Source organism: Vibrio sp. 5S239 (assembly GCF_041439575.1).
Taxonomy (GTDB): domain Bacteria; phylum Pseudomonadota; class Gammaproteobacteria; order Enterobacterales; family Vibrionaceae; genus Vibrio; species Vibrio kanaloae.
The window spans coordinates 436,050-455,883 of the sequence record NZ_JBGOOM010000001.1 but is presented as its reverse complement, the minus strand read 5'-3'; the positions used below and the strand labels follow the sequence as shown (position 1 = coordinate 455,883).

Below are 19,834 nucleotides of genomic sequence, written 5' to 3'. Positions count from 1 at the left end.
AATACTGGGTAATCTTGCATCCTATAAGAAAATACGGATGTTTAGTGGATAAAAATGCCAAGGATGTGGCTTTTTTACGTGTAGAAATTCGAGAACAATAACATGTCTAACAACACGAATACTGATCCAACAGAGAAATCTAAAGGCAGTTTCTGGGTTTTCTTAATCCCATCATTGATTGGTTTATTCCTTTTCATGGCGCCAATCAGCTATCAAGGTGATCTCACCATCCCTGTCGCTATCTTGGCGAAATCAATCCAAGCGGTTTTCGGTGAATATCTAGTCTCTATTATCACTGCGATCGTTGCTTTTATGTCTGTCACTTCAGTATTGAGCACGATTTTCAAGCCTACATTCATTACATCCAGTTCATTTTTAAACGGTCTGTTCAACCCCTCTCCTTTATGGCTGTCGGTTCGCCTCATTGGTGGTGCTGCAGCGCTGATGACTTTTTTCCAAATAGGTCCCGAAATTATTTGGGAAGAAAATACGGGCGGCCTAGTCTTAGAGGGCTTGCTTCCAACACTTTTCTCCGTATTTATCTTTGCTGGTTTACTACTGCCCCTACTACTGAACTTTGGTCTATTAGAACTTTTTGGTACCTTGCTAAGTAAAGTAATGCGTCCGATCTTCAACCTACCGGGCCGCAGTGCTATCGATTGTATGGCTTCTTGGTTAGGAGACGGTAGTGTTGGTATTCTGCTGACAAGTAAACAATACGAGCAGAGATTCTATACTCAACGTGAAGCAGCAGTTGTTGGTACCACTTTCTCAGCAGTATCTATTACATTCAGCCTTGTGGTTATTGCACAAGTAGAGCTAGAACACCTATTCCTGCCTTTCTACGCAGCGATCTGTTTAGCTGGCATTGTAGCAGCTGTTATCATCCCTCGCCTTCCACCACTAAGCATGAAGAAAGATACTTTCATTGATGGTAGCAAGCCGAACAAAGATGCTGACGCGATCCCTGCTGGCCACTCAACATTTTCTTGGGGTTTTGAGTTAGCGGTAAATAAGGCATCACAGGTTAAGTCTGCTAAGTCAGTATTTTCTGAAGGTGTGCGTAACGCCGTAGATATGGTATTTGGTGTATTACCTGTTGTTATGGGTCTCGGTACCATGGCATTGGTAATTGCGGAATACACGTCTGTGTTCTCAATCCTAGGTCAGCCTTTCATTCCATTCTTAGATCTACTTGGTGTACCAGAAGCGGTAGCAGCGTCTGAAACTATCGTCGTTGGTTTTGCGGACATGTTCATTCCAGCAATCCTTGCCGCTTCTATTGACAATGAAATGACTCGCTTTGTTATTGCCGCTATGTCAGTCACTCAACTGATTTACATGTCTGAAGTGGGCGCTCTGCTTCTCGGAAGTAAGATTCCAGTAAACATCTTTGAGCTATTTATTATCTTTATTCTGCGTACTTTAATCACACTTCCAATTATCGCTGGTGTAGCTCATTTAATATTCTAAATTAGAGACTACTGATGTAAATCAGTAAAGACACAGTTTTGTAAAGCCTCACTTTTGTGAGGCTTTTTTTACTGAATATATTCATATCCCCATTTTAAATCTTATCAAAATATAAAACTGGCATATCATTTAATTTCATATGAATTGACTCATTTCCTATTTTCTTAATAAAAAATCACACGCATAAACGTCTAACTAATAAATACTCAAGTTAACTAACTCAGGCTGAACTGAGCTTTAAATCATTGAATAGAATAATAAAAATAACGATACTTTGATTGAATGATTTTCATGTTGTGTGAATTGTTATATTTTTGTAGTCTATTTTGTGAATTTACATTCAAGTAAATTTCAGTTTCGTCGATATATATAATTAGAAAAACACGATTAACTTTAGTCTTCGCAAAGCCTGTGAGAAGGGGAATATTCAATGAAATTTAGCCATAAGGTGGTTGCTGCATCATCAGCCTTGCTGCTAGTAACAGTATCATTGCTTTCAATACAACAACTTTACACCGTAAGAAGTGCTGTAGAAAACCACGTCAATGCGAGCCTAGAAGAAATGGTCTCTGGAGTCAGGAATACCGTAGTCTCAGAGATGAACGCCAAGAAAGCGTTGGCGCAATCGACGACTGAAGTCATCGAAATCAACCCTCAAGATCGTACCTACGTAAAAGAAATCTTAGAAAAGCCTAAACTTAAAAACAGTTTCCTTGCGGTTGGTTTTGGTTATGAAGCAAACGGTTTCGTCATTGAAAATGATGACGGTTGGGACGCCGGCCCTGATTACGACCCACGAATTCGCCCTTGGTACATTGATGCTAAATCCAAAAACAGTTTAGTTGTTACCGCGCCTTATGTGGATGCATCAAGTAAGAAAGTCATTATCTCAGTGGGTACGCCAGTTAAAGACAACGGCCGCTTCACTGCTGGTATGTTCTACGACCTAGAATTGACCAACCTTGCTACTTTAGTAAACCAAGTGAACTTGTTTGATGCGGGCTACCTATTCCTGGTCACAGCCGACGGCACGACAATTGCCCATCCGAATGCTAAAAACAACGGTGAAACGCTCTCGAGCTACATGCCACAAGCTAACATTCGCGAAGGCTCTCAAGAAATTGAAGTCGACGGCAAAATGTTCCGAGTGAACTTCACGCACATCCCAAGTGAAGATTGGTATATTGGCGCAATTCTTGATGAAGAGATCGCTTACCAAGCCGTTGCAGATCTCAAGAACAGCTCGATGATCTATTCGTTGATAGCGGTAATTCTCAGTATCATCGCACTGACGATTCTAATACGTGTGTTAATGCGCCCACTTGATGCACTTAACCACGCGATTCAAGATGTCGCAAGCGGACAAGGTGACTTAACCAAACGCCTAGATACGAATACAGATAAAGAGTTCTCTGACCTAGCAAAAGGTTTCAATACCTTTACTGAAAATCTGCAGAACCAAATAATTCAATCGAAAGCGATTGGTATCGAGATTAAGCGTGGTACTGAAATCACGGTTAAAGGTGCGGGCGAATCAGCAAACGCAATGAACACTCAACTGCAAGAGCTGGAACAGCTAGCAACAGCAATGAACGAAATGGCGGTTACCGCGACAGAAGTAGCAAACAACGCTCAAGGCGCGGCGGCGGCGGCTCGTGAAGCAGATGAAGCAACGTTAGACGGAACTTCTGTAGTCAGTGACACCACTCAAGCGATTGATAACTTATCAGCTCGTATCGACCAAGCCGTTGCAGAAGTACAGGTACTTGAATCAGCAACCGCGAACATCGAAACAATTCTTAAAGTCATCAACGACATTGCAGACCAAACGAACCTGCTGGCATTGAACGCAGCGATTGAAGCCGCACGTGCTGGTGAATCAGGTCGTGGTTTCGCTGTCGTAGCCGACGAAGTTCGTACTCTGGCGCAACGTACCCAACAGTCGACGACTGAAATTCGCAACATGATTGAGCAGCTCCAAGCTGGTGCAAGCTCAGTATCTAACGCGATGAATCAGAGTAAAGACACAGCGACTGACGCCGTTGAACGCGCTCAACAAGCGAATTCTTCACTTGACCGCATCCGTGACGCAATTCAGCGTATTTCTGATATGAATATTCAGATTGCTTCGGCTGCAGAAGAACAGAGCTTGGTCGCGGAAGAGATCAACAACAACACCGTTAAGATCAAAGACCTTTCAACGCAAGTATCAAACGCGGCTCAAGAAGCAAACACGGCAATGCAGGTACAAACTGACAATGTTCAAGCACAGGATGAACTATTGAACAAGTTCACGGTTTAATCGCCTGTCAGTTTAACTAACGCTTTGCTTAGTAACCAATAAACAGCTTCAAATAAAAAGCCCCGCTTACTGATTACCAGTAGCGGGGCTTTCTTTTCAATCTTATTTTACTTACCGATTGGGCTTAACTCATACCAACCACATAAGTAAGTGATCATAAATAGCGCAGGAAAAAGGCTTGAGAACAAGGCGGCTCTATTCGACAAAGAGTTCCGATAAGTAGTTATTCTACAATCAAAATTTATAACGAAGTTATCGAGCGTTTTACAAGCTAGGATGACCAGTTATTTACTACGATTGGTATCATAACAGGCTCGACCTAGTTAGTTGTCAACATCATGCACTGGTTAGGTTCAATCTTAATGGTTAAATCCTTGCCAACGCACTCGAACACTTCACCAGACAACAAATCGGTCACTGCACCAGTCCAAGTCAGTGATGCTGTTTTACTTCGCTTAGATTTATTAATCACAACAATGCCTTTATCACCACGGACAAATACCAACAAGTCATCATTCGCTTCAACCACACGCATCGTTTCGCCATGAACATGGTTGTGGAATTGAATCATGCTTCTCATATATGGCGCTCGCCAGTCATTAAACCAACGAGGCTGACCATTCTGATCCAGAATGCCACTGGTACTTAATTCGCTATAGACAAGCGGCACACCGCCATCTCGACCAAGAATAAAGGCGTGAGCCAAGCGTTCGTCAACTTCATCCATCACATATTCCAAAAACACTTCGTTGTTTGGAATATCATGAGTCACAGCAAAAGTGATGGCTCGCATATTCGATAGCGCCTGACCAAAACAGTAAGGATTGATCAGAGACTTAAAGCTGCCCTGCTCTTCAAAGGCTTTGAAGATGGTATTGAATAAAGGGAAATCGTAAGCGCCTAAGCGAGTGTGCTTCAGGTATGGTTCAAGGAATAGCTCATACTCTTCTTGGGTCGCACCACCATCAGTAATGATTTCACCAAAGATGTGCATTCCTTCACAGATATCATCGGTCCACACCCTACACAGATGGGAAAGTGTCATGTGCTTTGCCGCATCGATACGAAAACCTTTCACACCTATCTCTTTCAAGGCTTTTAGATACGCTCGCTGCTGTGCAACCACATTGTCGTTGTCTAACAACGTTGGTAAGCCAGGATCGCTGGCTCCGCCAGTAATACGCCCATTCTGCACTTCCCACGTATCTTTCCAGTTTTTGATACCAAACGCTTCCACGAAGTCGTTTTCATCAAATAAAGGCTTAGAAAGCTCACCAAACAAGCGTATTGATTCGTAATATTCGGCGTCTTTTTGGTAAGACGCCATATCTTGAAGATTAGGATACGTTAAGTCACTGCGGATACCAGATTCGTTTGCCATGTGGTTGAACACTACGTCCACATAGGTACGAAGCCCATGCTGCTTTAACGCATCAACCATCGCTTTAAAATCTTGTGTGTCACCCAACTGATTATCGATCACACGATAATCTTGTGGCTGATAGCGTTGCCACCATTGAGTGCCAGACTCTCTGTCGCAGCCTTTAGGGCTACGTAACGACTTCATTGCCGGTGAAACTAAAACAGATTTATAACCCAACTCTTGGATCTGTGGGGCGTTCTTCATTACGTCAGCATAGCACCAGTCAAAAGCATGCAATATGACATCTGTCGCTGGATTGCTTAACATAGCTGAACTCTCCATGTTGTTCTCCTACCAAACTCAGTTACAGCTTTCTAGATAAAGACAAAGACTAAAAAGGCAAAGCTGCTTAAATTTCCTTAAGAATGGCATTTATTATATGACTTACTCATTAAAACCCCTCATCCTCTTACCAATTAGTCACGGTGGATAGGCGAGGGCGTAGCCCCAATTATCGTATAACGTCAGGGATGAACGCTCAGCCATTGTGCTTTTAAATGCACCAAACAGTCACAAAAAAGGAGCGTATATACGCTCCTTTTATTCTATCAAACACATATCTTACACTAGGTTCTGTAGAGAACCTTTACAACGTGCCAACCGAATTTTGTTTTTACAAGGTGTGGTACAAGCGTCTCGCCAGAGAAACAAACCTTATCAAACTGAGGCACCATTTGACCTTTCTTGAACTCGCCTAGGTCGCCGCCCTTTTTGCCTGATGGACATGTTGAGTGCTTCTTCGCTAGTGTTTGAAATTTAGCACCTTTTTTAAGCTGTTTAATGATGTCTTCTGCTTGTTCTTTATGCTTCACCAAAATATGAAGCGCTGCTGCTGTTCTTGCCATGATAATTCTCAATTTGTTACTGTCAGTTTGTATGAGACGATTACTTCAACACTCGATTTTTTGAACCATTTATTGACTAAATAACCACCAACCACTGACGGTTGTATATCTGTTTAACGCTACCGACTTGTCGACATAAAACTATCGACAGCGAGCATTTTTCATGATTTTACCCCAAGAACTGCCATTCTTCACTCTATAACCGAAAACAGCAGCGTTAAAGCGCTTAAAAACCGCATAGCGACTTGCCGCCACCCTTATTTCCCTTTAAATTATTCCTTATAAACTAAGTACGTAGTAAAGCAGGAGCCACTTATGGCGAAACCGATCAGTAAAGCTAGCCAGTCACAGGGAATGTTGATGTTCAAATTATCCCTAACTCAGAGTTTTGCTATTGGCACGCTTAAGGTAAGAGAAATCGTGCCTTTTCAGCCGATGACTCAAATCCCTTATTCTCATCATCACGTCATCGGCACAGTGACCATCAGAGAACTTACCGTACCTGTCATTGATATGTCAGCAGCAATAGGTTTTCGTCCAATAGCACCCACTGAATACCAAAGCTGTGTACTCATCGTCACCGATTGTTTGAGGACGGTAGTCGCATTTTTGGTTCGTTCGATTGATAAAATAATTGAATGTGATTGGAAGAGCATTGAATCACCACCAGCGAGCGTTGGTCGCAATGTTTTCGTTACCGGCATTACACGCTTTGAAGATCGTATTGTTCAGATGCTCGATGTGGAGTTATTGCTTTCTAAAATCTACCCACATTACGAGAATGCGCATATTCCGATGCTTACCGATGTTGAAAGGGAACGCCTCAAAGCGCTGAATATCTTATTGGTTGATGATTCTTTGATCGCACGAAAACAGTTATCTGATGCCTTAGATAGTATCAACATCCCTTACCGCATTTGTAACAACGGCTTAGATGCGATTGACTTGATGCGCAACCAAGCCAACGCAGGCAACGCGATTGATCTATTAGTGAGTGATATTGAGATGCCAGGGTTAGATGGCTACGAACTTGCGTTTGAAGTTCAAAATGACAACGCCCTAAGTCATGCCTACTGTATTTTGCATACCTCACTATCAAGTGAAATCTGTGTTGACCGTGCCAATCAGGTGGGTGCACATGAAGCACTTGAGAAGTTCAACGCGGGCGAATTAATCGAAGCTATGCTACGCGGAGCAAAAGTCTTAAACGACGCCTCTACACCCGCTTGAGCGCGACTTTAGAAGCTAAACCTAGCATCATGCTTAATGGTTTAGCTTCTTAGCTTAGAGATGAATCAGTGTAGAACTCTTTCTTAAGATTTCTTTGGCATAGAATAACTCTTACTCACAAACTCCACTTCTTCAGCTTCATTGACATGATTGGTAAAAGACGCCAATGCATAGAGTGTGTTCGCGACTAAGTTAGCGTATTTAAAAAGAACCGGGTCAGGTGACTTTTTACTTTCATGATGCTCAATACTCACCAATGCTCGCACGACTTTTTTAGCCTGACAGCGACATAAGTGAAGCTCGCTTGACACTCGATGCCCTCCGGGTAACACAAAGCCTTTGAAACCACCTTCTAACTGCTCACGGATACGGTGGTAATCTTGCTTTAGCTCGACCAGTTCGGATTCAGTGATCGCTAATTTCCCACGTACAGATCCATTAAGGTGGTAGATGTTTGGTTGCAGGCGTTGCAAGATATCGCGAACTTGTGGTTCCAGCTCCAAAGACAACACCAACCCAACTCGGCAGCATAGTTCGTCCGACAGAATCTCAAAATCACAGATAGGACTGTCTTCATAAATAAAAGGGTAACAGAACTCGTCCCAATCTCGACTTACTGGTTTCACGTAGTGATCCTTACACATAAATAGTAATCAGACGCCAATATAGCAAACTCTTTGATTTAGTCTGCTTTTTCTGACATCTGCGCCCATTGTATTTGCAACGCTCCATATATTTACAAAGTAATTACAAAACTCTTCGACGTGCTAACGACGATTTTTAGACATAAAAAAGCCCTCACTCTGTGGAGGGCTCTTTAAGAAATAGGTTAAACGAGATTACTCGTTAGATACTTTTTTGTGGCCTTCTTGCAGGTGAACGAAATCCACCAGATCATCACCAGACACTTGGTATGCTTGACCAAAGCCTTTCACAAACAGGCCGTTTTCTGCTTTAAGGTTGAATAGAGAGAAATCTTGAAGCTGGCTCAAGCCATCGATGATTTCGCCAAAACGCTCTTGCATTTGGCCGATCACTTGAGTCCAAAGATCGGTTTCACGTTCTACAACACTCGCTTGCGCATCAAACGTTAAACGCTTACGTGCATAAAGCTGCTTCGAGCCCTCTTCGTCTTCAATCATCATCAAAGACACTTGAGGGTTTGCTTTCAAGTTACGAGCATGACGAGCAATATCAGAAATGAGAACAAAGTAACCTTCTTGGTTCTGAACGAAAGGGGCGTAACTTACGTTTGGGCGGCCTTCTTCATCAACCGTAGCAAGTTGAAGGGTACGGCGCTCTTGACGAAATTCTTTAATTTCTGGACCTAGACGACCTTGTAGACGTTCTTGTTTTACTTGCTGTTCCATGGGTAATTCCTTTCTTCACTTTCTCTGATTTATTATTTTTGCCCAAGGTTGAGCGCTCATTAGCGAACTCAACGATCCTCGAGCATTGATGTACTGTTTAAGCTAATAGGCAATCTTATTTAAGCTTGCTATTAATTGAATTTAAGCTTGTTCTTTTAACGTTTTGAAGCGTTCAACTTGGTCGGCAATTAGCTCACGCTTTTCATTACGGCCTAGGTAGATCTTAAAAATGTTCTCGCCCGTTTCACTGAAGAAACCGAAGTAGTGACTTTCACGCCCCATGAACGCCCTGCTCACTAAGCCAATGTGCTTGATGTTGTCGAGCTTGAGGTGGCCATGGAGCTCGCCTTCTCTGCCCATAAGGTTGTAATAACCACGCGCTACTTTACCTTTCGGGAACGGCGCTTTTACTTCGAAGATTGAGCCGAATGAATGCATGATTGTGGTCACAGGGCCCCAACCCACTAGGCCTTCTAGAATCTCCTGAGCACGGCTACCATCTAACATCACCGCCATGTCATTTGGAAAAGCAGCAACGACTTCAACCTCTGAAACGCCTAACTTCTCAGCAACCGCGGTAGGAAGCAGTTTTGGTTCTTCTTCAATAGCGCGAGCGACACGTTGTTTTAGAGTTTCTGTTAGTTCTAATGTTGTATCTGTCATTGAATATGTTTCCGTATAAACGAGTAATTTACGTAAGTTACAAACTAAAAAGGTTCGATATTAAGCGAGGCTTACTGCCCAGAATTTTGTAAACGCAAAACGAAGCGGATCAGGGCTCGACACACCTAGAATTGATTCGTCCAACTTATAAACATCAAGACTCATATAACCTCTCTAAACACTTACATAGCAAAGTCTGAAAAACGATTCGCTAAAACTGAAAGAATCATAGATAGACGCAAATGATAATGCAATTGATAATTGATCTTATTTAGATTGTAAGCAATAATCCGATACAGATTTTGGAGTGGATTAAGGATTGAATGTGAACGTTCCTAGATATGTTATTGCCAGCGGTGCATCGTTAGTGATTCATGCGGCGCTATTATTTGTTGCTCAAGAGTCCAAAGTATTTGCCATGCCTGCAGGTAGCCAATCGAACACGGTATCGATCAACTTCACTCCAAAGAGCACGCCTTCCCCGGCTCAAAAAAAAACCGTTACAGAACCGGTTGAACCAGAACCACCCCAAGAAACGGTCTCACAAGCAGAACCTAAACCTGTCGAGCCAAAGGCCGTTGAGACAGAGCAAGCCAAACCTACACCAAAGAAAAAAGCGATCACCAATAAGCCTCAACCCAAGAAAGTAGAGAAAAAGGTTGTGGAAAAGAAAGTCGAGAAAAAGCCGGTTCAAAAGAGACCGGTGACTGAGAAAAAGGTCGTGAAGAAAAAACGCCCACAACCAGCCACTCAACCAGAGAAGCTGGCCGACAAGAAAGTAGATAAGAATATGAACGAGTCTGCGAGCCAACCTCAGGAAGTAAACCAAGGCGTATCAAACCAAGAGCCGGTACTAGTGACTAAGCCTTCTTTCTCTGAACGCCCTACACCGCCGAACTACCCTAGACAGGCAGTACGTCGTGGTATTGAAGGCGTCGCTATCTATGAGGTCTGGTTAGATGCAGAAGGTAAACAAATTAAACAAGCATTAATCAATTCATCAGGTCTGCTAATACTCGACAACGCCGCTTTAGACGCCATTAAACAATGGAAATTTTCACCTCACACTGTCAATGGTAGAGCGATTGCTCACCGCGTACAACTACCCGTTCGTTTTAAATTGGAATAATCATGCAACAAATCAGTTATTTACAAGAACAGCTGGGCTTAATGACTTGGCCTCTTCTTATCTGTTCAGCCCTTACCGTAATGATCATCGCTGAGCGTATCTTCCAAGTGATGCTAAGTATTGGTGTTGGCAAACGCGCCATTCGTCGCGAGCTCAACCAGATCTCACCAACCAACAGCAAAGACATCGAAGCTCTCGCTCAGTCTATTTCAGCTAAACGACCGTTGCTATACAAGGGCGTCTCGATGTTGCTTGCTCACCACTCTTTTTCGAAAGGGTTACGTGAAGATGCAGCAGGGATATGGCTACAAGAAAAACGCCACCAGCTGCACGCAGGTTTAAGGCTACTTGGTTTGATTGGCGTGATCAGCCCGCTAATTGGCTTGCTTGGTACGGTGCTTGGCCTTATTGAAATGTTCAAAGGTGTAGCAGCTACGACCGGGAGTATTACGCCAAACGATCTAGCAGACGGGTTAGGCTTGGCTATGAGAACCACTGCAGCTGGCTTGATGATCGCGCTTCCGGCGATTTCAGGCGCACAGCTATTAGGCCTTTGGGCCGATCGAGTGCTCGCTCAACTAGAACATACTCTGAACTATGTGAATGTGTGGCTAGAAGGCATGTCGATTCAAGCAAACCCATCAGACGATACTAAAGGCAAGCCAATAAACAAAGTCGCTGTTGGTGATGTGAGTCAAGCATGATTAAAACGCCTCAATCATCTTACACACAGAGTTTAGCGCCAGATTTAACACCGCTACTCGACATCATATTTATCGTCATGGTTTTTCTACTGCTTACGGCATCAGTAAAGCTGGAGTCACTAGAAGTTGAACTGCCTAGTTCTGATATTAAAAACGTTTCCGAGGTCCATAAAGATTCGATTAACGTCAATATTTTAGACCACGAACCTTATTGGGGGATTAACGGCCAAGAATATATCGACTGGGAAAACTTCAAAATTGCATTGCTAGAAGAGACGGGGTCAACGGATAAAAAGCCGATCACTATTGGCGCCGATAAGGCCGCCAACGTTGAGAACCTAGTTAAGTTACTGTCGTTCCTGCAAGAAAACGGAATAGCTGCGACCCAATTACTGACTGATGATGGTTAGACAACACTCAATTTTCACGAGATTTCACTCTTGATTGATAAGACTAAATAGCCAGAGCTAAGCCTCTCTATCGATTCGAACTCACAATACGAACGGACTGCTCACTGAGTATCTTCGCGATACTAAAAGAAAACATAAAGAAATTATTATGAACAACTTAAACGTGCTCAACAAATTAAAGACCAAGAGACATCTCCTTTCAGCTGCCGCTATGAGCTTGGCCTTGACTGCGCCAATCGCGATGGCAAATGACGTTGAACAACCTCGAATCATCAGTGCAGGCAGTGCCATTACAGAACTAGTTTTAGCGCTTGGCGCTGAAAAACAATTGGTAGGTATTGATGTGACCAGTCGCTTCCCTCAGTCCGAAAATCTACCACAGATTGGCTACCACAGAAACCTGTCTGCTGAAGGCTTGCTAGCTCTTGAACCAACCACACTGATTGGCTCAGATGAAATGGGGCCAGACAATGCGATTTCTCAACTGAGGTCTGCAGGTGTCGATGTCGAGATTGTTAACACCGAAGCAAACGTTGAAGGGCTATTAAAGCGTATCGATCAAATCGCCAAGATTACCCATACCGAAGATCAATCAGAACAAATTAAAGCAGAAGTAAATCAGAAGATTGCGGCACTAAAAGAAAACCAAATCCCCAGCAACGAAGCAAAAAAAGTTCTGTTCCTACTACTGCATGAAGGCCGTAATGCGAACGTTGCCGGTGGTGAAACATCACCAAATGCGATCATTGAGTTGGCTGGCGGTGTGAACCCTGCAGCTCAAAGCCTAACGTCTTACAAGCCACTATCGATGGAGTCACTGGTAGAAATGCAGCCCGATGTGATTCTAGTCAGTGGCCGTAGCTACCAAAAAATGGGCGGCGCGGATGCCATCCTGAAATCGCTACCTATGTTAGCGGCAACGCCTGCGGGCATGAACAAGCAAATCATTACCGTAAATGGCAGTGCTTTGGTTGGAGGGCTTGGCCTTGAAAGCCTTTCTGAAGCGAAACGATTAAACGCACTTATCTACCCGCTATAACGCGACTACCCTATTCCTATTGCTTGCTTAATACTCATCGCCAACTCACTTTTCGTAGAGCCGGTGAGGAGTATTAAAGCGGGTAATGTATATTGAGGCCCTTTATGTTGTTACGATCCGTCCCACTGAAAACATCGATGTTAGGCCTAGGTGCTACCCTAGCCTTTGTCGCGCTGTACTCGATCACTGTTGGGCCAATGAACATCAGCTTAGCCGACAGCGCCACAAGCTTAATTCAACCAAACAATGACTTAGCACCTCACATCAACTTAGTCATTCAAGAAATTCGCTTACCTAGAACCATCTTGTGCATGCTGATTGGCGCAATCCTCGCTTTGTGTGGTGCGGTTATGCAGGGGCTATTCCGCAACCCGCTTGCTGAGCCGGGGATCATCGGTGTCTCTGCAGGCGCGGCATTAGGTGCAGCGTTGGCTATTGTTCTTTTCTCTGAACTCTCATTGCAATACCCGGCCTTCATGAATTTTGCGGCCGTTCCTGTGTTTGCCTTTCTGGGTGGCGCATTAACCACGCTGCTGGTTTACAAACTTGGTACTGGCAAATTCGGTACTTCAGTGACCATCATGTTGCTAGCAGGTGTAGCAATAAGCGCGCTATCAGCAGCTGGTATTGGCTTTTTGAATTTCATTGCTGATGACCAAATGCTGCGTGATCTTTCGTTGTGGTCGATGGGTTCATTGGCAGGCGCAAAATGGTCAGGCATTTTACTTGCTGCTGTGGCTCTCGTTGGATTATTTGTTGTGTTCTACCGTCAAGCGATGTCGCTAAATGCTTTGTTATTAGGTGAGTCAGAAGCGCAACATCTTGGTATTCCAGTACAAAAGCTCAAACGAAAGCTGATTCTCCTCACGGCTGCTGGTGTCGGAATTACGGTTAGCTTGTCTGGTATGATTGGGTTCATTGGACTGGTGATCCCACATTTAGGTCGTATGTTGGCAGGCCCCGATCACCGAGTTCTGTTGCCACTGTCTGCAGTGCTTGGTGCACTGCTATTAACCGCCGCAGATATGTTCTCACGTATGGTGCTTGCACCAGCAGAATTACCAGTGGGTATCGTCACTGCGATTATCGGCGCTCCATTCTTTTTATATCTACTATTTCAACAGAAAGGGAGAATCCTTTAATGTTTCCTTCAGCTTTAAAAGCGACCGATATCGAAGTGAAGTTCGGCAGTAAAGTGATATTAGATGGCGTTTCTATTGAGATTGAAGCGGGAAAGGTAACCACACTGCTTGGGCCAAATGGCGCAGGTAAAAGCACGCTGCTTAAAGCTTTGTGCCAAGAGATATCGAGCACGGGTGATGTCCAATATTTTGGATACACCAAAGACAAGTGGCCTTCTCACAAGCTGGCTAAACACTTGGCGATGCTTCCTCAACACAGCACGTTGACCTTCCCATTCCTGGCACATGAAGTCGTCGAACTCGGTGGCATCCCTCTGCAAGAGTCCAACAAAAAGCTCACTAGCATCGCTAGCCAAAAAATGGAGATTGCCGATGTGACTCACTTGAGTGAAAGGCTCTACCCTTCTCTGTCTGGTGGTGAAAAACAGCGTGTGCACTTGGCTCGAGTGTTAACCCAGCTTCACTATTCTGGTGACCAATGTATCTTGATGCTTGATGAACCCACATCAGCACTAGATCTTGCCCACCAGCACAACACCTTAAAGATCGCGAGAGAGTTAGCCGACAACCACAATGCCGCAGTTATCGTAGTTTTGCATGACTTAAACCTAGCCGCTCAGTATTCCGACCGACTCGTGGTATTGAAAGATGGTAACTTAGTTTGCGATGGCAGCCCTTGGGAGGCACTTCAGCCCTCGATGATTGAGGATGTCTATGGCTACAGAAGTATTGTTGAAAAACACCCAACCATGAGCTTCCCTCAGGTTCATCCAGCTCAATAACTATTGCTAATTCTCATTCCATTCCAAAGTATTGGTTCATCAAAGCCTCGACTCATTCGGGGCTTTGATTACTCACACCTGACATAAACACTTTAAATCCTAGAACAAATAGGGAAGCTCAAGAGAAGAAAACAGATTTAAGAGAGTGGCATAGGTTGAGGAATCCGAACTCAAACAACAGGCACAAAAAAGCTCCCCAGGGAGCTTCTTTGAATCCATATGACCATTACCTACTCATACGGATCAATGATTTACCAATTAGCCACTCTAATTCTTTACCGCTAGTATCACCAAACTGAGTTTCTGTCAGCTTGTAAAGACGATCAATACCGTTTGCAGCGAACTCATGCGCACTTTCAGCAGTAACAATATGATGGAAAAGTAAACGTAAGATTGCTATAAATTCAGCGTCTTCTAGAGACTTAACCCAGCTTGCAGAGAATGCATCAAGACCATTTTCGGAATCAATATGTTCCATAAACATTTTGAAGATTCGCCCGTCTAGAGCAGCCGTAAAGTCTGTTTTCTTTGGAAAATGGTGGCTGATACCTGTACGAGAAACACCCGTTTGCTGACTCAACGTCGTGTATGACATCTTGTCGTAGCCCAACCTTAGTAACTGGTCTACGACGGCATCCATAATCTTCTGGATTGTGATTTCTGTATCTTCTTTACTACGCTTTGGCATATTCAGGTTCTTCTCTTTGTAAATCCATCTAACTCGATGAGTTGAAGTAAGAATGAAAATCGTTATCAGTATTATGTGAGCAAGGTATTTTTTCGCAAGTATTTTTCACTAAACTCACACAAATACTTTGTACGAACAATTTTACATTGATATCTCTGTAGACACTTTGTTTAATTGCTCTTCAAAAATCACCTTACTACCCTAAGTCGATAGTTTTAAATAACGACTTAGAATATGAAATACTCTACAAAAAATTCATTTTATAAATACCTATCAATCAATAGATAATCTTATAAAATCATTTCTAGCGCAACTAAGTGAATGATATTCTGACGAATTAATAACATTAATCCTCAAAAAAACATGATAAAGATCACATATGTATTTTTATCACAAATGTTTATATTTATTTACCTTCAAGTAAACAACATAGCCTACTACAACGAATTAGTTCAAAGGTTTCAATTTTTGTAGATACCGTTCAAATTGCTCGCTAGAATAACCTCAGACTTTGTAAGAGGATTATTTATGAGCCAAGATATGGGCAACAACGATGTATGTGAGGCTTGCGGCTGTGCAGGCGAAATCGGATTCATCATAAAAGAAGGCGACGATGTTGCTGAATTAACGGTTTACGGTAACTCCAAAGACCTTATTGAAGCTGAGTTTGCTAAGTACGTTGAGTTGGCAAAGCAAGTGTCTAGTAACGTTGAGTTTGAAGCGTCAGAGATGACAGAAGATAGCACTGAATTGCAAGCGCGCTTTAAATTTGAAGTCAGCGCTGAGAAGATTATTTTCGAACTGAAGAGCCGCTCTCTAGTACGCTAATATAAGCAATTATATTCATAAAATAAAAAGGCGAGTTTATTACTCGTCTTTTTTTATTATTTCAACCCACCTAAGCGCACCATTTTGCTCAAAATCATTTTCGACCGCACATTTAATCACAACTCCGCCGATCTCTAAAACAGAGCCAATACTATAAGCCTTATCATCGTAATAACAAACACGTTGCGGTTGACCGCCTTGAGTCACCAATACTGCGGCCTTTGCGGGTGTTGAAATTACTTTGTTCGCATCCACAGACATTGAACCAAACGTTGAAGCCGCGACGAGAAAGGCCTTAATTATTTGTTTTTTTACTCTAGTCATTGATTTACCTGCCATTGTTGACTTCCCCCTATTTAACCACTCGATTCAATTTAATCTACCATCAAATTGGTAAAACACTGTGCGAGAATAATTTTTCCATTATAATGTTAACGTCTATCGTAATAAGAAGCCCGTTATGCTCAGAATAATTGCACTTATTATTGGTGCCTTAACCATAACAAATGTCAGTGCCGAACCGCTCGATCACTCTCAAATATTGAACCATCTCGATAATTACGGAAACTTATATCTACGAAACAAGCCTTATACATCACTACCAACGGGACTGATCATTGATGGCAATCTCAATATAGAAAACACGGCAATTGCGCGCCTACCTAAAGGATTGGAAGTGAACGGCAGCCTGAAAGCATCTAACAGCCAATTAACCAGAATTCCTACCGGGGTTAAGATAAAAGGTTACGCTGATCTGATTGGTAGCCAAATAACCAGCTGGCCAAGAGGTGTAAGAGTGGGTGGGTTTATTAACCTTACTGACACCCCACTGCAAAGGCTACCGAATGGTTTTAGAGTGAAAGGAGACCTGAGTGTGATTCGTACGCCTTTAACAGAGCTACCTAACGGAATCATTATTGATGGTGACTTATATATAGGTGGCTCTGCTATTACGGCGTTTCCTGACACCATGACAGTCAAAGGCAATATTTATCTAGGTGGTAACATCATTACTACTTGGCCAACAAACTTAGAACTCGGTGGCGCAGTCGCTCGCTAACTCAGGCTAAAACTATAAAGGCTTGGTCTATACGTGAGCAAACACAGAGAACAAAAAAGGAGCTCAAAGCTCCTTTTTTCAACTCTAGCTATTAACTCATCTGCTAGAGCTATCTCTGTATACGTAAACTAACAAGAGCATTAACTAACCAATATTCTTCACTGGGTTCGCATAGCTATCAATAAAGTACTGGCGAGCACCTTTTGGTAGGCTTGATAGCTTCTCTTCAAACTCTTGCTTCACTTCAGCAGTAATCGACTCATCTTCTTTTCCAGCTGCCAACAGGTTTACTGGGAACAGTTTGTAGTTTTCGTGGATTTGACGATCGATCTCTTCAGCCAATTCTTCCGGCGTCGCAAAATCTTGGTCGATAACCTGACCGAAACCAACATGAACACGGCCTTTGTTACCAATGATGCCTTGAATGATACTTTCAATATCTTCAAACTCACCCTTTTCGTAGCTACCGTTGACGTCTTTTTCAAAAAGCTCGACGGCTTTAGCCGTGTCACACGGATCGTTTTCGTAAGAAATAGCCACAGGGACAATCTTTAGTGATTTAACGTATTCAGGAAATTCTATTTTTTGCTTGCGCCCTTCAACATGGAACATCTTCAAAATTGCAGGCTCAGTAAAATCATTACCGTCTTTTGCACGGCCTTCTTTTTGAGCAATCCAGATAGAGTTACCTGTTTCTAGAGAGTGTTTGATGTAAGAAGACAGTTGGCTTAGCGCTTTCATCATTTCACGTGGCCCTTTCAAAGAACGCTTTACGATGAAGCTCTTGTTCAAGCGCATCAATTCCGTCGCACATGGCTTCTTTAGCAGATTGTCACCAATTGCGATGCGACAAGTCTGATGATTGTTTTGATGCAAAGCGTAATTTACTAACGCCGGATCCATTGCAATGTCACGATGGTTTGATACAAAAAGGTAAGCTTGATTCGCATCCAATGACTCTACACCAGTGTACGTCACACCATCTGTAGTTCTCGCTAACGTGTCTCGCAAGTACTTTTTCACTTCAATCTGAATAGTTTCAACGCTCGTCAGCTTACTCCATTTCATTTTTAAGTACACACGCAGAATGGGGCTCATTAATGCTTTGAACCAAGACGCATGGTTTGAAAAACGGTAGTGCAGAATCGCACTGATAAATTCTTCATCATTAATTAGACGGTTTAATGCCGCTGGAATTTCATTATCGCCGTAAGGACGAATATCAACATATGGATCGGTTGGAGAGGTCATTTTTTAATTCATATAATAAAAAGCTGGCTCATTCTACGCGTTGTTTTGACTTATCGCAGCTACAGAGCCCATACTTTTGACAAGGTCAGACCAGAAATATTGAAAATCCCCTGTTACTGTTGGCATTCTTTAAGATTAACGGTAATCTTGACGCCCCAAAATTAAGGTACTATCTATGAACTTCGCTATTGAATATACATCGGCTTACTTTTCACACTTGGTGATCACACCACGCAAGAAAGTACTTAAACATAGCCTTGTATCTGTTCAAAGTGGCTTGGTTTTGATTAAGCTGGGTAAACAAGAGTATGCCGTTGAGCCAGGCCAAAGCATCTGGATTCCATACGACTGCTTAACATCACTGACCTACTTTCCAAACACTCAGATTAACCGTGTTGACTTCTCTATTCGTTTGACGGACTCATTTCCAAGACAAGCGGGTTACATCACGCAAACTAACCTCTCTTTAGCGCTACTCGAAAAGTTGGAACTGACCAAGTCCCACGCTTCAAGTGCCAACAATACCGATCAAGCATGTAAAGATATGCTTTCTGTACTGAAACAAGAGGTATTGTCGTTTAAGCCACTGCTTTATGAGAGTGCCCTGTCTCTACGATTCAATCAATGGAGCATTGATGATTCAAACTTACCGCAAGAACACACCCTAGTAATGGTGATGCGAGAAGCAAAGAAGCGCATGCAGTCTGGCCAAAAACGTTCGCTTGTAATTGATGACTTATTTTCAGGGAAAGAAGAAGAGTTCGAACAACTGTGCATGCTAGTGTTTGGTGAATACCTATAATCAAGGGGGAAGCGGGCCTACCGTTTTTCAATCGTTGAGAGTACTTATTTCCACCTCAAGCCAGTCTGTAAACCAAGCCAAAAATAACAAGATACTAAAAAGCCGCTAACAGAAATGTCCACTTTATGGAGGCACTTCAGTTTTGCGGCTTTTTTAACTTTTTAATGTCTGCTCAAGATTCAGAGCAAAACTGCCGTATCATTCGTTAGAAAGGTAACTCAACTTGCATCATTAGGTCGGCGTCACTTGAATCATGCCAACGGTAATCAAAACGCATCCGAGGTTGCCCTTGGACTTTTTCGCCAAAACCAATACTAAGTTGTAAGCCATGATTTAGCAGCCACTCTTCGGTAGACATCTCATACTGTTCGTCTTCCAGATCTTCAGGAAACCACATACCCAAACCAACATAATTTGATTCTAGGCTTTGTGTGATAAATGGTGCCTCTTTGCTTTGAAGTACCCAGTCAGTCCAATAATCAGGTGTACTCTCCGCTTCCTCAGCGCTCAGCCCACTGATTTCCATCATACGTTGGCCAAAAGATTCGATGCTCGTAGAAAAGTCCAAACAATTGTTTTCACTATCAGAGGTCAGCATGATCGAATCTAAGCTAAAAAAATCACATTCAGCATACGCAGGCAAACTGCATGCAGCTATGATCAACGCCGCTGGTATCGTGCTCTTTAGCATAG

General features: G+C 42.9%; 21 protein-coding genes. 12 read left to right on the top strand and 9 right to left on the bottom strand.

Annotation, left to right across the window (positions count from 1 at the left end):
• The first annotated feature begins 102 nt into the window (after positions 1 to 102).
• Positions 103 to 1,473, top strand: a complete 1,371-nt coding sequence (locus ACED48_RS01945; protein WP_017057971.1) for a YjiH family protein — start codon at positions 103 to 105, stop codon at positions 1,471 to 1,473.
• Between the two features lie 430 nt (positions 1,474 to 1,903).
• Entirely contained in the window at positions 1,904 to 3,775 is a 1,872-nt protein-coding gene (locus tag ACED48_RS01940) for a methyl-accepting chemotaxis protein (RefSeq protein ID WP_017057970.1), read from the top strand.
• A gap of 319 nt (positions 3,776 to 4,094) precedes the next feature.
• Here the strand turns inward: ACED48_RS01940 and ACED48_RS01935 are convergent, their stop codons facing one another.
• Positions 4,095 to 5,480, bottom strand: a complete 1,386-nt coding sequence (locus tag ACED48_RS01935) for an alpha-amylase family glycosyl hydrolase (protein WP_017057969.1) — start codon at positions 5,478 to 5,480, stop codon at positions 4,095 to 4,097.
• 284 nt (positions 5,481 to 5,764) lie between these two features.
• Positions 5,765 to 6,076 (bottom strand): peptidylprolyl isomerase PpiC, encoded by a 312-nt coding sequence (gene ppiC, locus ACED48_RS01930; RefSeq protein WP_261383044.1) that lies wholly within the window; start codon positions 6,074 to 6,076, stop codon positions 5,765 to 5,767.
• 282 nt (positions 6,077 to 6,358) lie between these two features.
• On the opposite strand from ppiC, the gene ACED48_RS01925 reads away from it, so the two are divergent.
• The gene (locus ACED48_RS01925) at positions 6,359 to 7,273 is read left to right on the top strand and encodes a chemotaxis protein (RefSeq protein WP_017057967.1); all 915 of its coding nucleotides are present in this window, start codon (positions 6,359 to 6,361) and stop codon (positions 7,271 to 7,273) included.
• 83 nt (positions 7,274 to 7,356) lie between these two features.
• Here ACED48_RS01925 and ACED48_RS01920 read toward each other — a convergent pair whose 3' ends face one another.
• From ACED48_RS01920 to hutX, 3 genes are all read right to left on the bottom strand, one after another.
• Positions 7,357 to 7,899 carry an ATP:cob(I)alamin adenosyltransferase gene (locus ACED48_RS01920; protein ID WP_017057966.1) on the bottom strand — a complete coding sequence of 181 codons (543 nt, stop codon included), beginning with the start codon at positions 7,897 to 7,899 and terminating at the stop codon, positions 7,357 to 7,359.
• A 213-nt stretch (positions 7,900 to 8,112) separates the two neighbouring features.
• Complete coding sequence (gene hutZ, locus ACED48_RS01915; RefSeq protein ID WP_017057965.1) at positions 8,113 to 8,643, bottom strand: heme utilization protein HutZ; 531 nt, start codon at positions 8,641 to 8,643, stop codon at positions 8,113 to 8,115.
• 141 nt (positions 8,644 to 8,784) lie between these two features.
• Positions 8,785 to 9,306 (bottom strand): heme utilization cystosolic carrier protein HutX, encoded by a 522-nt coding sequence (gene hutX / locus ACED48_RS01910; RefSeq protein WP_017057964.1) that lies wholly within the window; start codon positions 9,304 to 9,306, stop codon positions 8,785 to 8,787.
• Positions 9,307 to 9,631: 325 nt separating this feature from the next.
• On the opposite strand from hutX, the gene ACED48_RS01905 reads away from it, so the two are divergent.
• The 6 genes from ACED48_RS01905 to ACED48_RS01880 all read left to right on the top strand — a co-directional run bounded on the left by ACED48_RS01905 (position 9,632) and on the right by ACED48_RS01880 (position 14,512).
• Positions 9,632 to 10,435, top strand: a complete 804-nt coding sequence (locus ACED48_RS01905) for an energy transducer TonB (RefSeq protein WP_017057963.1) — start codon at positions 9,632 to 9,634, stop codon at positions 10,433 to 10,435.
• Positions 10,436 to 10,437: 2 nt separating this feature from the next.
• Positions 10,438 to 11,139: a MotA/TolQ/ExbB proton channel family protein gene (locus ACED48_RS01900; protein WP_017057962.1), complete on the top strand. Its 702-nt coding sequence runs from the start codon at positions 10,438 to 10,440 to the stop codon at positions 11,137 to 11,139.
• Positions 11,136 to 11,549: a biopolymer transporter ExbD gene (locus ACED48_RS01895; protein ID WP_017057961.1), complete on the top strand. Its 414-nt coding sequence runs from the start codon at positions 11,136 to 11,138 to the stop codon at positions 11,547 to 11,549. Before ACED48_RS01900 ends, ACED48_RS01895 begins: the two co-directional genes overlap by 4 nt.
• Before the next feature lie 148 nt (positions 11,550 to 11,697).
• Positions 11,698 to 12,588, top strand: coding sequence for a hemin ABC transporter substrate-binding protein (locus ACED48_RS01890; RefSeq protein ID WP_017057960.1), 891 nt, complete (start codon positions 11,698 to 11,700; stop codon positions 12,586 to 12,588).
• Between the two features lie 104 nt (positions 12,589 to 12,692).
• Positions 12,693 to 13,730: an iron ABC transporter permease gene (locus ACED48_RS01885; RefSeq protein ID WP_029627210.1), complete on the top strand. Its 1,038-nt coding sequence runs from the start codon at positions 12,693 to 12,695 to the stop codon at positions 13,728 to 13,730.
• A complete protein-coding gene (locus tag ACED48_RS01880) occupies positions 13,730 to 14,512 on the top strand; it encodes a heme ABC transporter ATP-binding protein (protein WP_017057958.1) in 783 nt (260 codons plus the stop codon). The genes ACED48_RS01885 and ACED48_RS01880 overlap by 1 nt, the downstream gene beginning before the upstream one ends.
• 226 nt (positions 14,513 to 14,738) lie before the next feature.
• On the opposite strand, the gene ACED48_RS01875 is transcribed toward ACED48_RS01880, so the two are convergent.
• Positions 14,739 to 15,200, bottom strand: coding sequence for a TetR/AcrR family transcriptional regulator (locus ACED48_RS01875; protein ID WP_017057957.1), 462 nt, complete (start codon positions 15,198 to 15,200; stop codon positions 14,739 to 14,741).
• 528 nt (positions 15,201 to 15,728) lie between these two features.
• Between ACED48_RS01875 and ACED48_RS01870 the strand changes: the two genes are divergently transcribed.
• Positions 15,729 to 16,028 (top strand): YfcZ/YiiS family protein, encoded by a 300-nt coding sequence (locus tag ACED48_RS01870; protein ID WP_017057956.1) that lies wholly within the window; start codon positions 15,729 to 15,731, stop codon positions 16,026 to 16,028.
• Between the two features lie 39 nt (positions 16,029 to 16,067).
• On the opposite strand, the gene ACED48_RS01865 is transcribed toward ACED48_RS01870, so the two are convergent.
• Complete coding sequence (locus tag ACED48_RS01865) at positions 16,068 to 16,367, bottom strand: YnjH family protein (RefSeq protein WP_017057955.1); 300 nt, start codon at positions 16,365 to 16,367, stop codon at positions 16,068 to 16,070.
• 121 nt (positions 16,368 to 16,488) lie between these two features.
• Here ACED48_RS01865 and ACED48_RS01860 point away from each other — a divergent pair, with 121 nt between their 5' ends.
• On the top strand, positions 16,489 to 17,088 hold the full coding sequence (locus ACED48_RS01860) for a hypothetical protein (protein WP_017057954.1): 600 nt from the start codon (positions 16,489 to 16,491) through the stop codon (positions 17,086 to 17,088).
• A 144-nt stretch (positions 17,089 to 17,232) separates the two neighbouring features.
• Here ACED48_RS01860 and ACED48_RS01855 read toward each other — a convergent pair whose 3' ends face one another.
• A complete protein-coding gene (locus tag ACED48_RS01855; protein ID WP_017057953.1) occupies positions 17,233 to 18,339 on the bottom strand; it encodes a 1-acyl-sn-glycerol-3-phosphate acyltransferase in 1,107 nt (368 codons plus the stop codon).
• A gap of 175 nt (positions 18,340 to 18,514) precedes the next feature.
• On the opposite strand from ACED48_RS01855, the gene ACED48_RS01850 reads away from it, so the two are divergent.
• A complete protein-coding gene (locus tag ACED48_RS01850; protein WP_017057952.1) occupies positions 18,515 to 19,141 on the top strand; it encodes a hypothetical protein in 627 nt (208 codons plus the stop codon).
• Between the two features lie 205 nt (positions 19,142 to 19,346).
• Here the strand turns inward: ACED48_RS01850 and ACED48_RS01845 are convergent, their stop codons facing one another.
• Positions 19,347 to 19,832: a hypothetical protein gene (locus ACED48_RS01845; RefSeq protein ID WP_017057951.1), complete on the bottom strand. Its 486-nt coding sequence runs from the start codon at positions 19,830 to 19,832 to the stop codon at positions 19,347 to 19,349.
• Between the last annotated feature and the right edge of the window lie 2 nt (positions 19,833 to 19,834).

Excerpts from the sequence above, each read along its gene's own strand:
- hutX (WP_017057964.1), bottom strand. The coding sequence starts at position 9,306 with ATGACAGATACAACATTAGAACTAACAGAAACTCTAAAACAACGTGTC.
- ACED48_RS01850 (WP_017057952.1), top strand. The coding sequence starts at position 18,515 with ATGAACTTCGCTATTGAATATACATCGGCTTACTTTTCACACTTGGTG.
- ACED48_RS01880 (WP_017057958.1), top strand. The coding sequence starts at position 13,730 with ATGTTTCCTTCAGCTTTAAAAGCGACCGATATCGAAGTGAAGTTCGGC.
- hutZ (WP_017057965.1), bottom strand. The coding sequence starts at position 8,643 with ATGGAACAGCAAGTAAAACAAGAACGTCTACAAGGTCGTCTAGGTCCA.
- ACED48_RS01845 (WP_017057951.1), bottom strand. The coding sequence starts at position 19,832 with ATGCTAAAGAGCACGATACCAGCGGCGTTGATCATAGCTGCATGCAGT.
- ACED48_RS01935 (WP_017057969.1), bottom strand. The coding sequence starts at position 5,480 with ATGGAGAGTTCAGCTATGTTAAGCAATCCAGCGACAGATGTCATATTG.
- ACED48_RS01870 (WP_017057956.1), top strand. The coding sequence starts at position 15,729 with ATGAGCCAAGATATGGGCAACAACGATGTATGTGAGGCTTGCGGCTGT.
- ACED48_RS01885 (WP_029627210.1), top strand. The coding sequence starts at position 12,693 with ATGTTGTTACGATCCGTCCCACTGAAAACATCGATGTTAGGCCTAGGT.
- ACED48_RS01855 (WP_017057953.1), bottom strand. The coding sequence starts at position 18,339 with ATGACCTCTCCAACCGATCCATATGTTGATATTCGTCCTTACGGCGAT.
- ACED48_RS01895 (WP_017057961.1), top strand. The coding sequence starts at position 11,136 with ATGATTAAAACGCCTCAATCATCTTACACACAGAGTTTAGCGCCAGAT.
- ACED48_RS01900 (WP_017057962.1), top strand. The coding sequence starts at position 10,438 with ATGCAACAAATCAGTTATTTACAAGAACAGCTGGGCTTAATGACTTGG.
- ACED48_RS01945 (WP_017057971.1), top strand. The coding sequence starts at position 103 with ATGTCTAACAACACGAATACTGATCCAACAGAGAAATCTAAAGGCAGT.
- ACED48_RS01865 (WP_017057955.1), bottom strand. The coding sequence starts at position 16,367 with ATGGCAGGTAAATCAATGACTAGAGTAAAAAAACAAATAATTAAGGCC.
- ACED48_RS01875 (WP_017057957.1), bottom strand. The coding sequence starts at position 15,200 with ATGCCAAAGCGTAGTAAAGAAGATACAGAAATCACAATCCAGAAGATT.
- ACED48_RS01890 (WP_017057960.1), top strand. The coding sequence starts at position 11,698 with ATGAACAACTTAAACGTGCTCAACAAATTAAAGACCAAGAGACATCTC.
- ACED48_RS01925 (WP_017057967.1), top strand. The coding sequence starts at position 6,359 with ATGGCGAAACCGATCAGTAAAGCTAGCCAGTCACAGGGAATGTTGATG.
- ACED48_RS01860 (WP_017057954.1), top strand. The coding sequence starts at position 16,489 with ATGCTCAGAATAATTGCACTTATTATTGGTGCCTTAACCATAACAAAT.
- ACED48_RS01940 (WP_017057970.1), top strand. The coding sequence starts at position 1,904 with ATGAAATTTAGCCATAAGGTGGTTGCTGCATCATCAGCCTTGCTGCTA.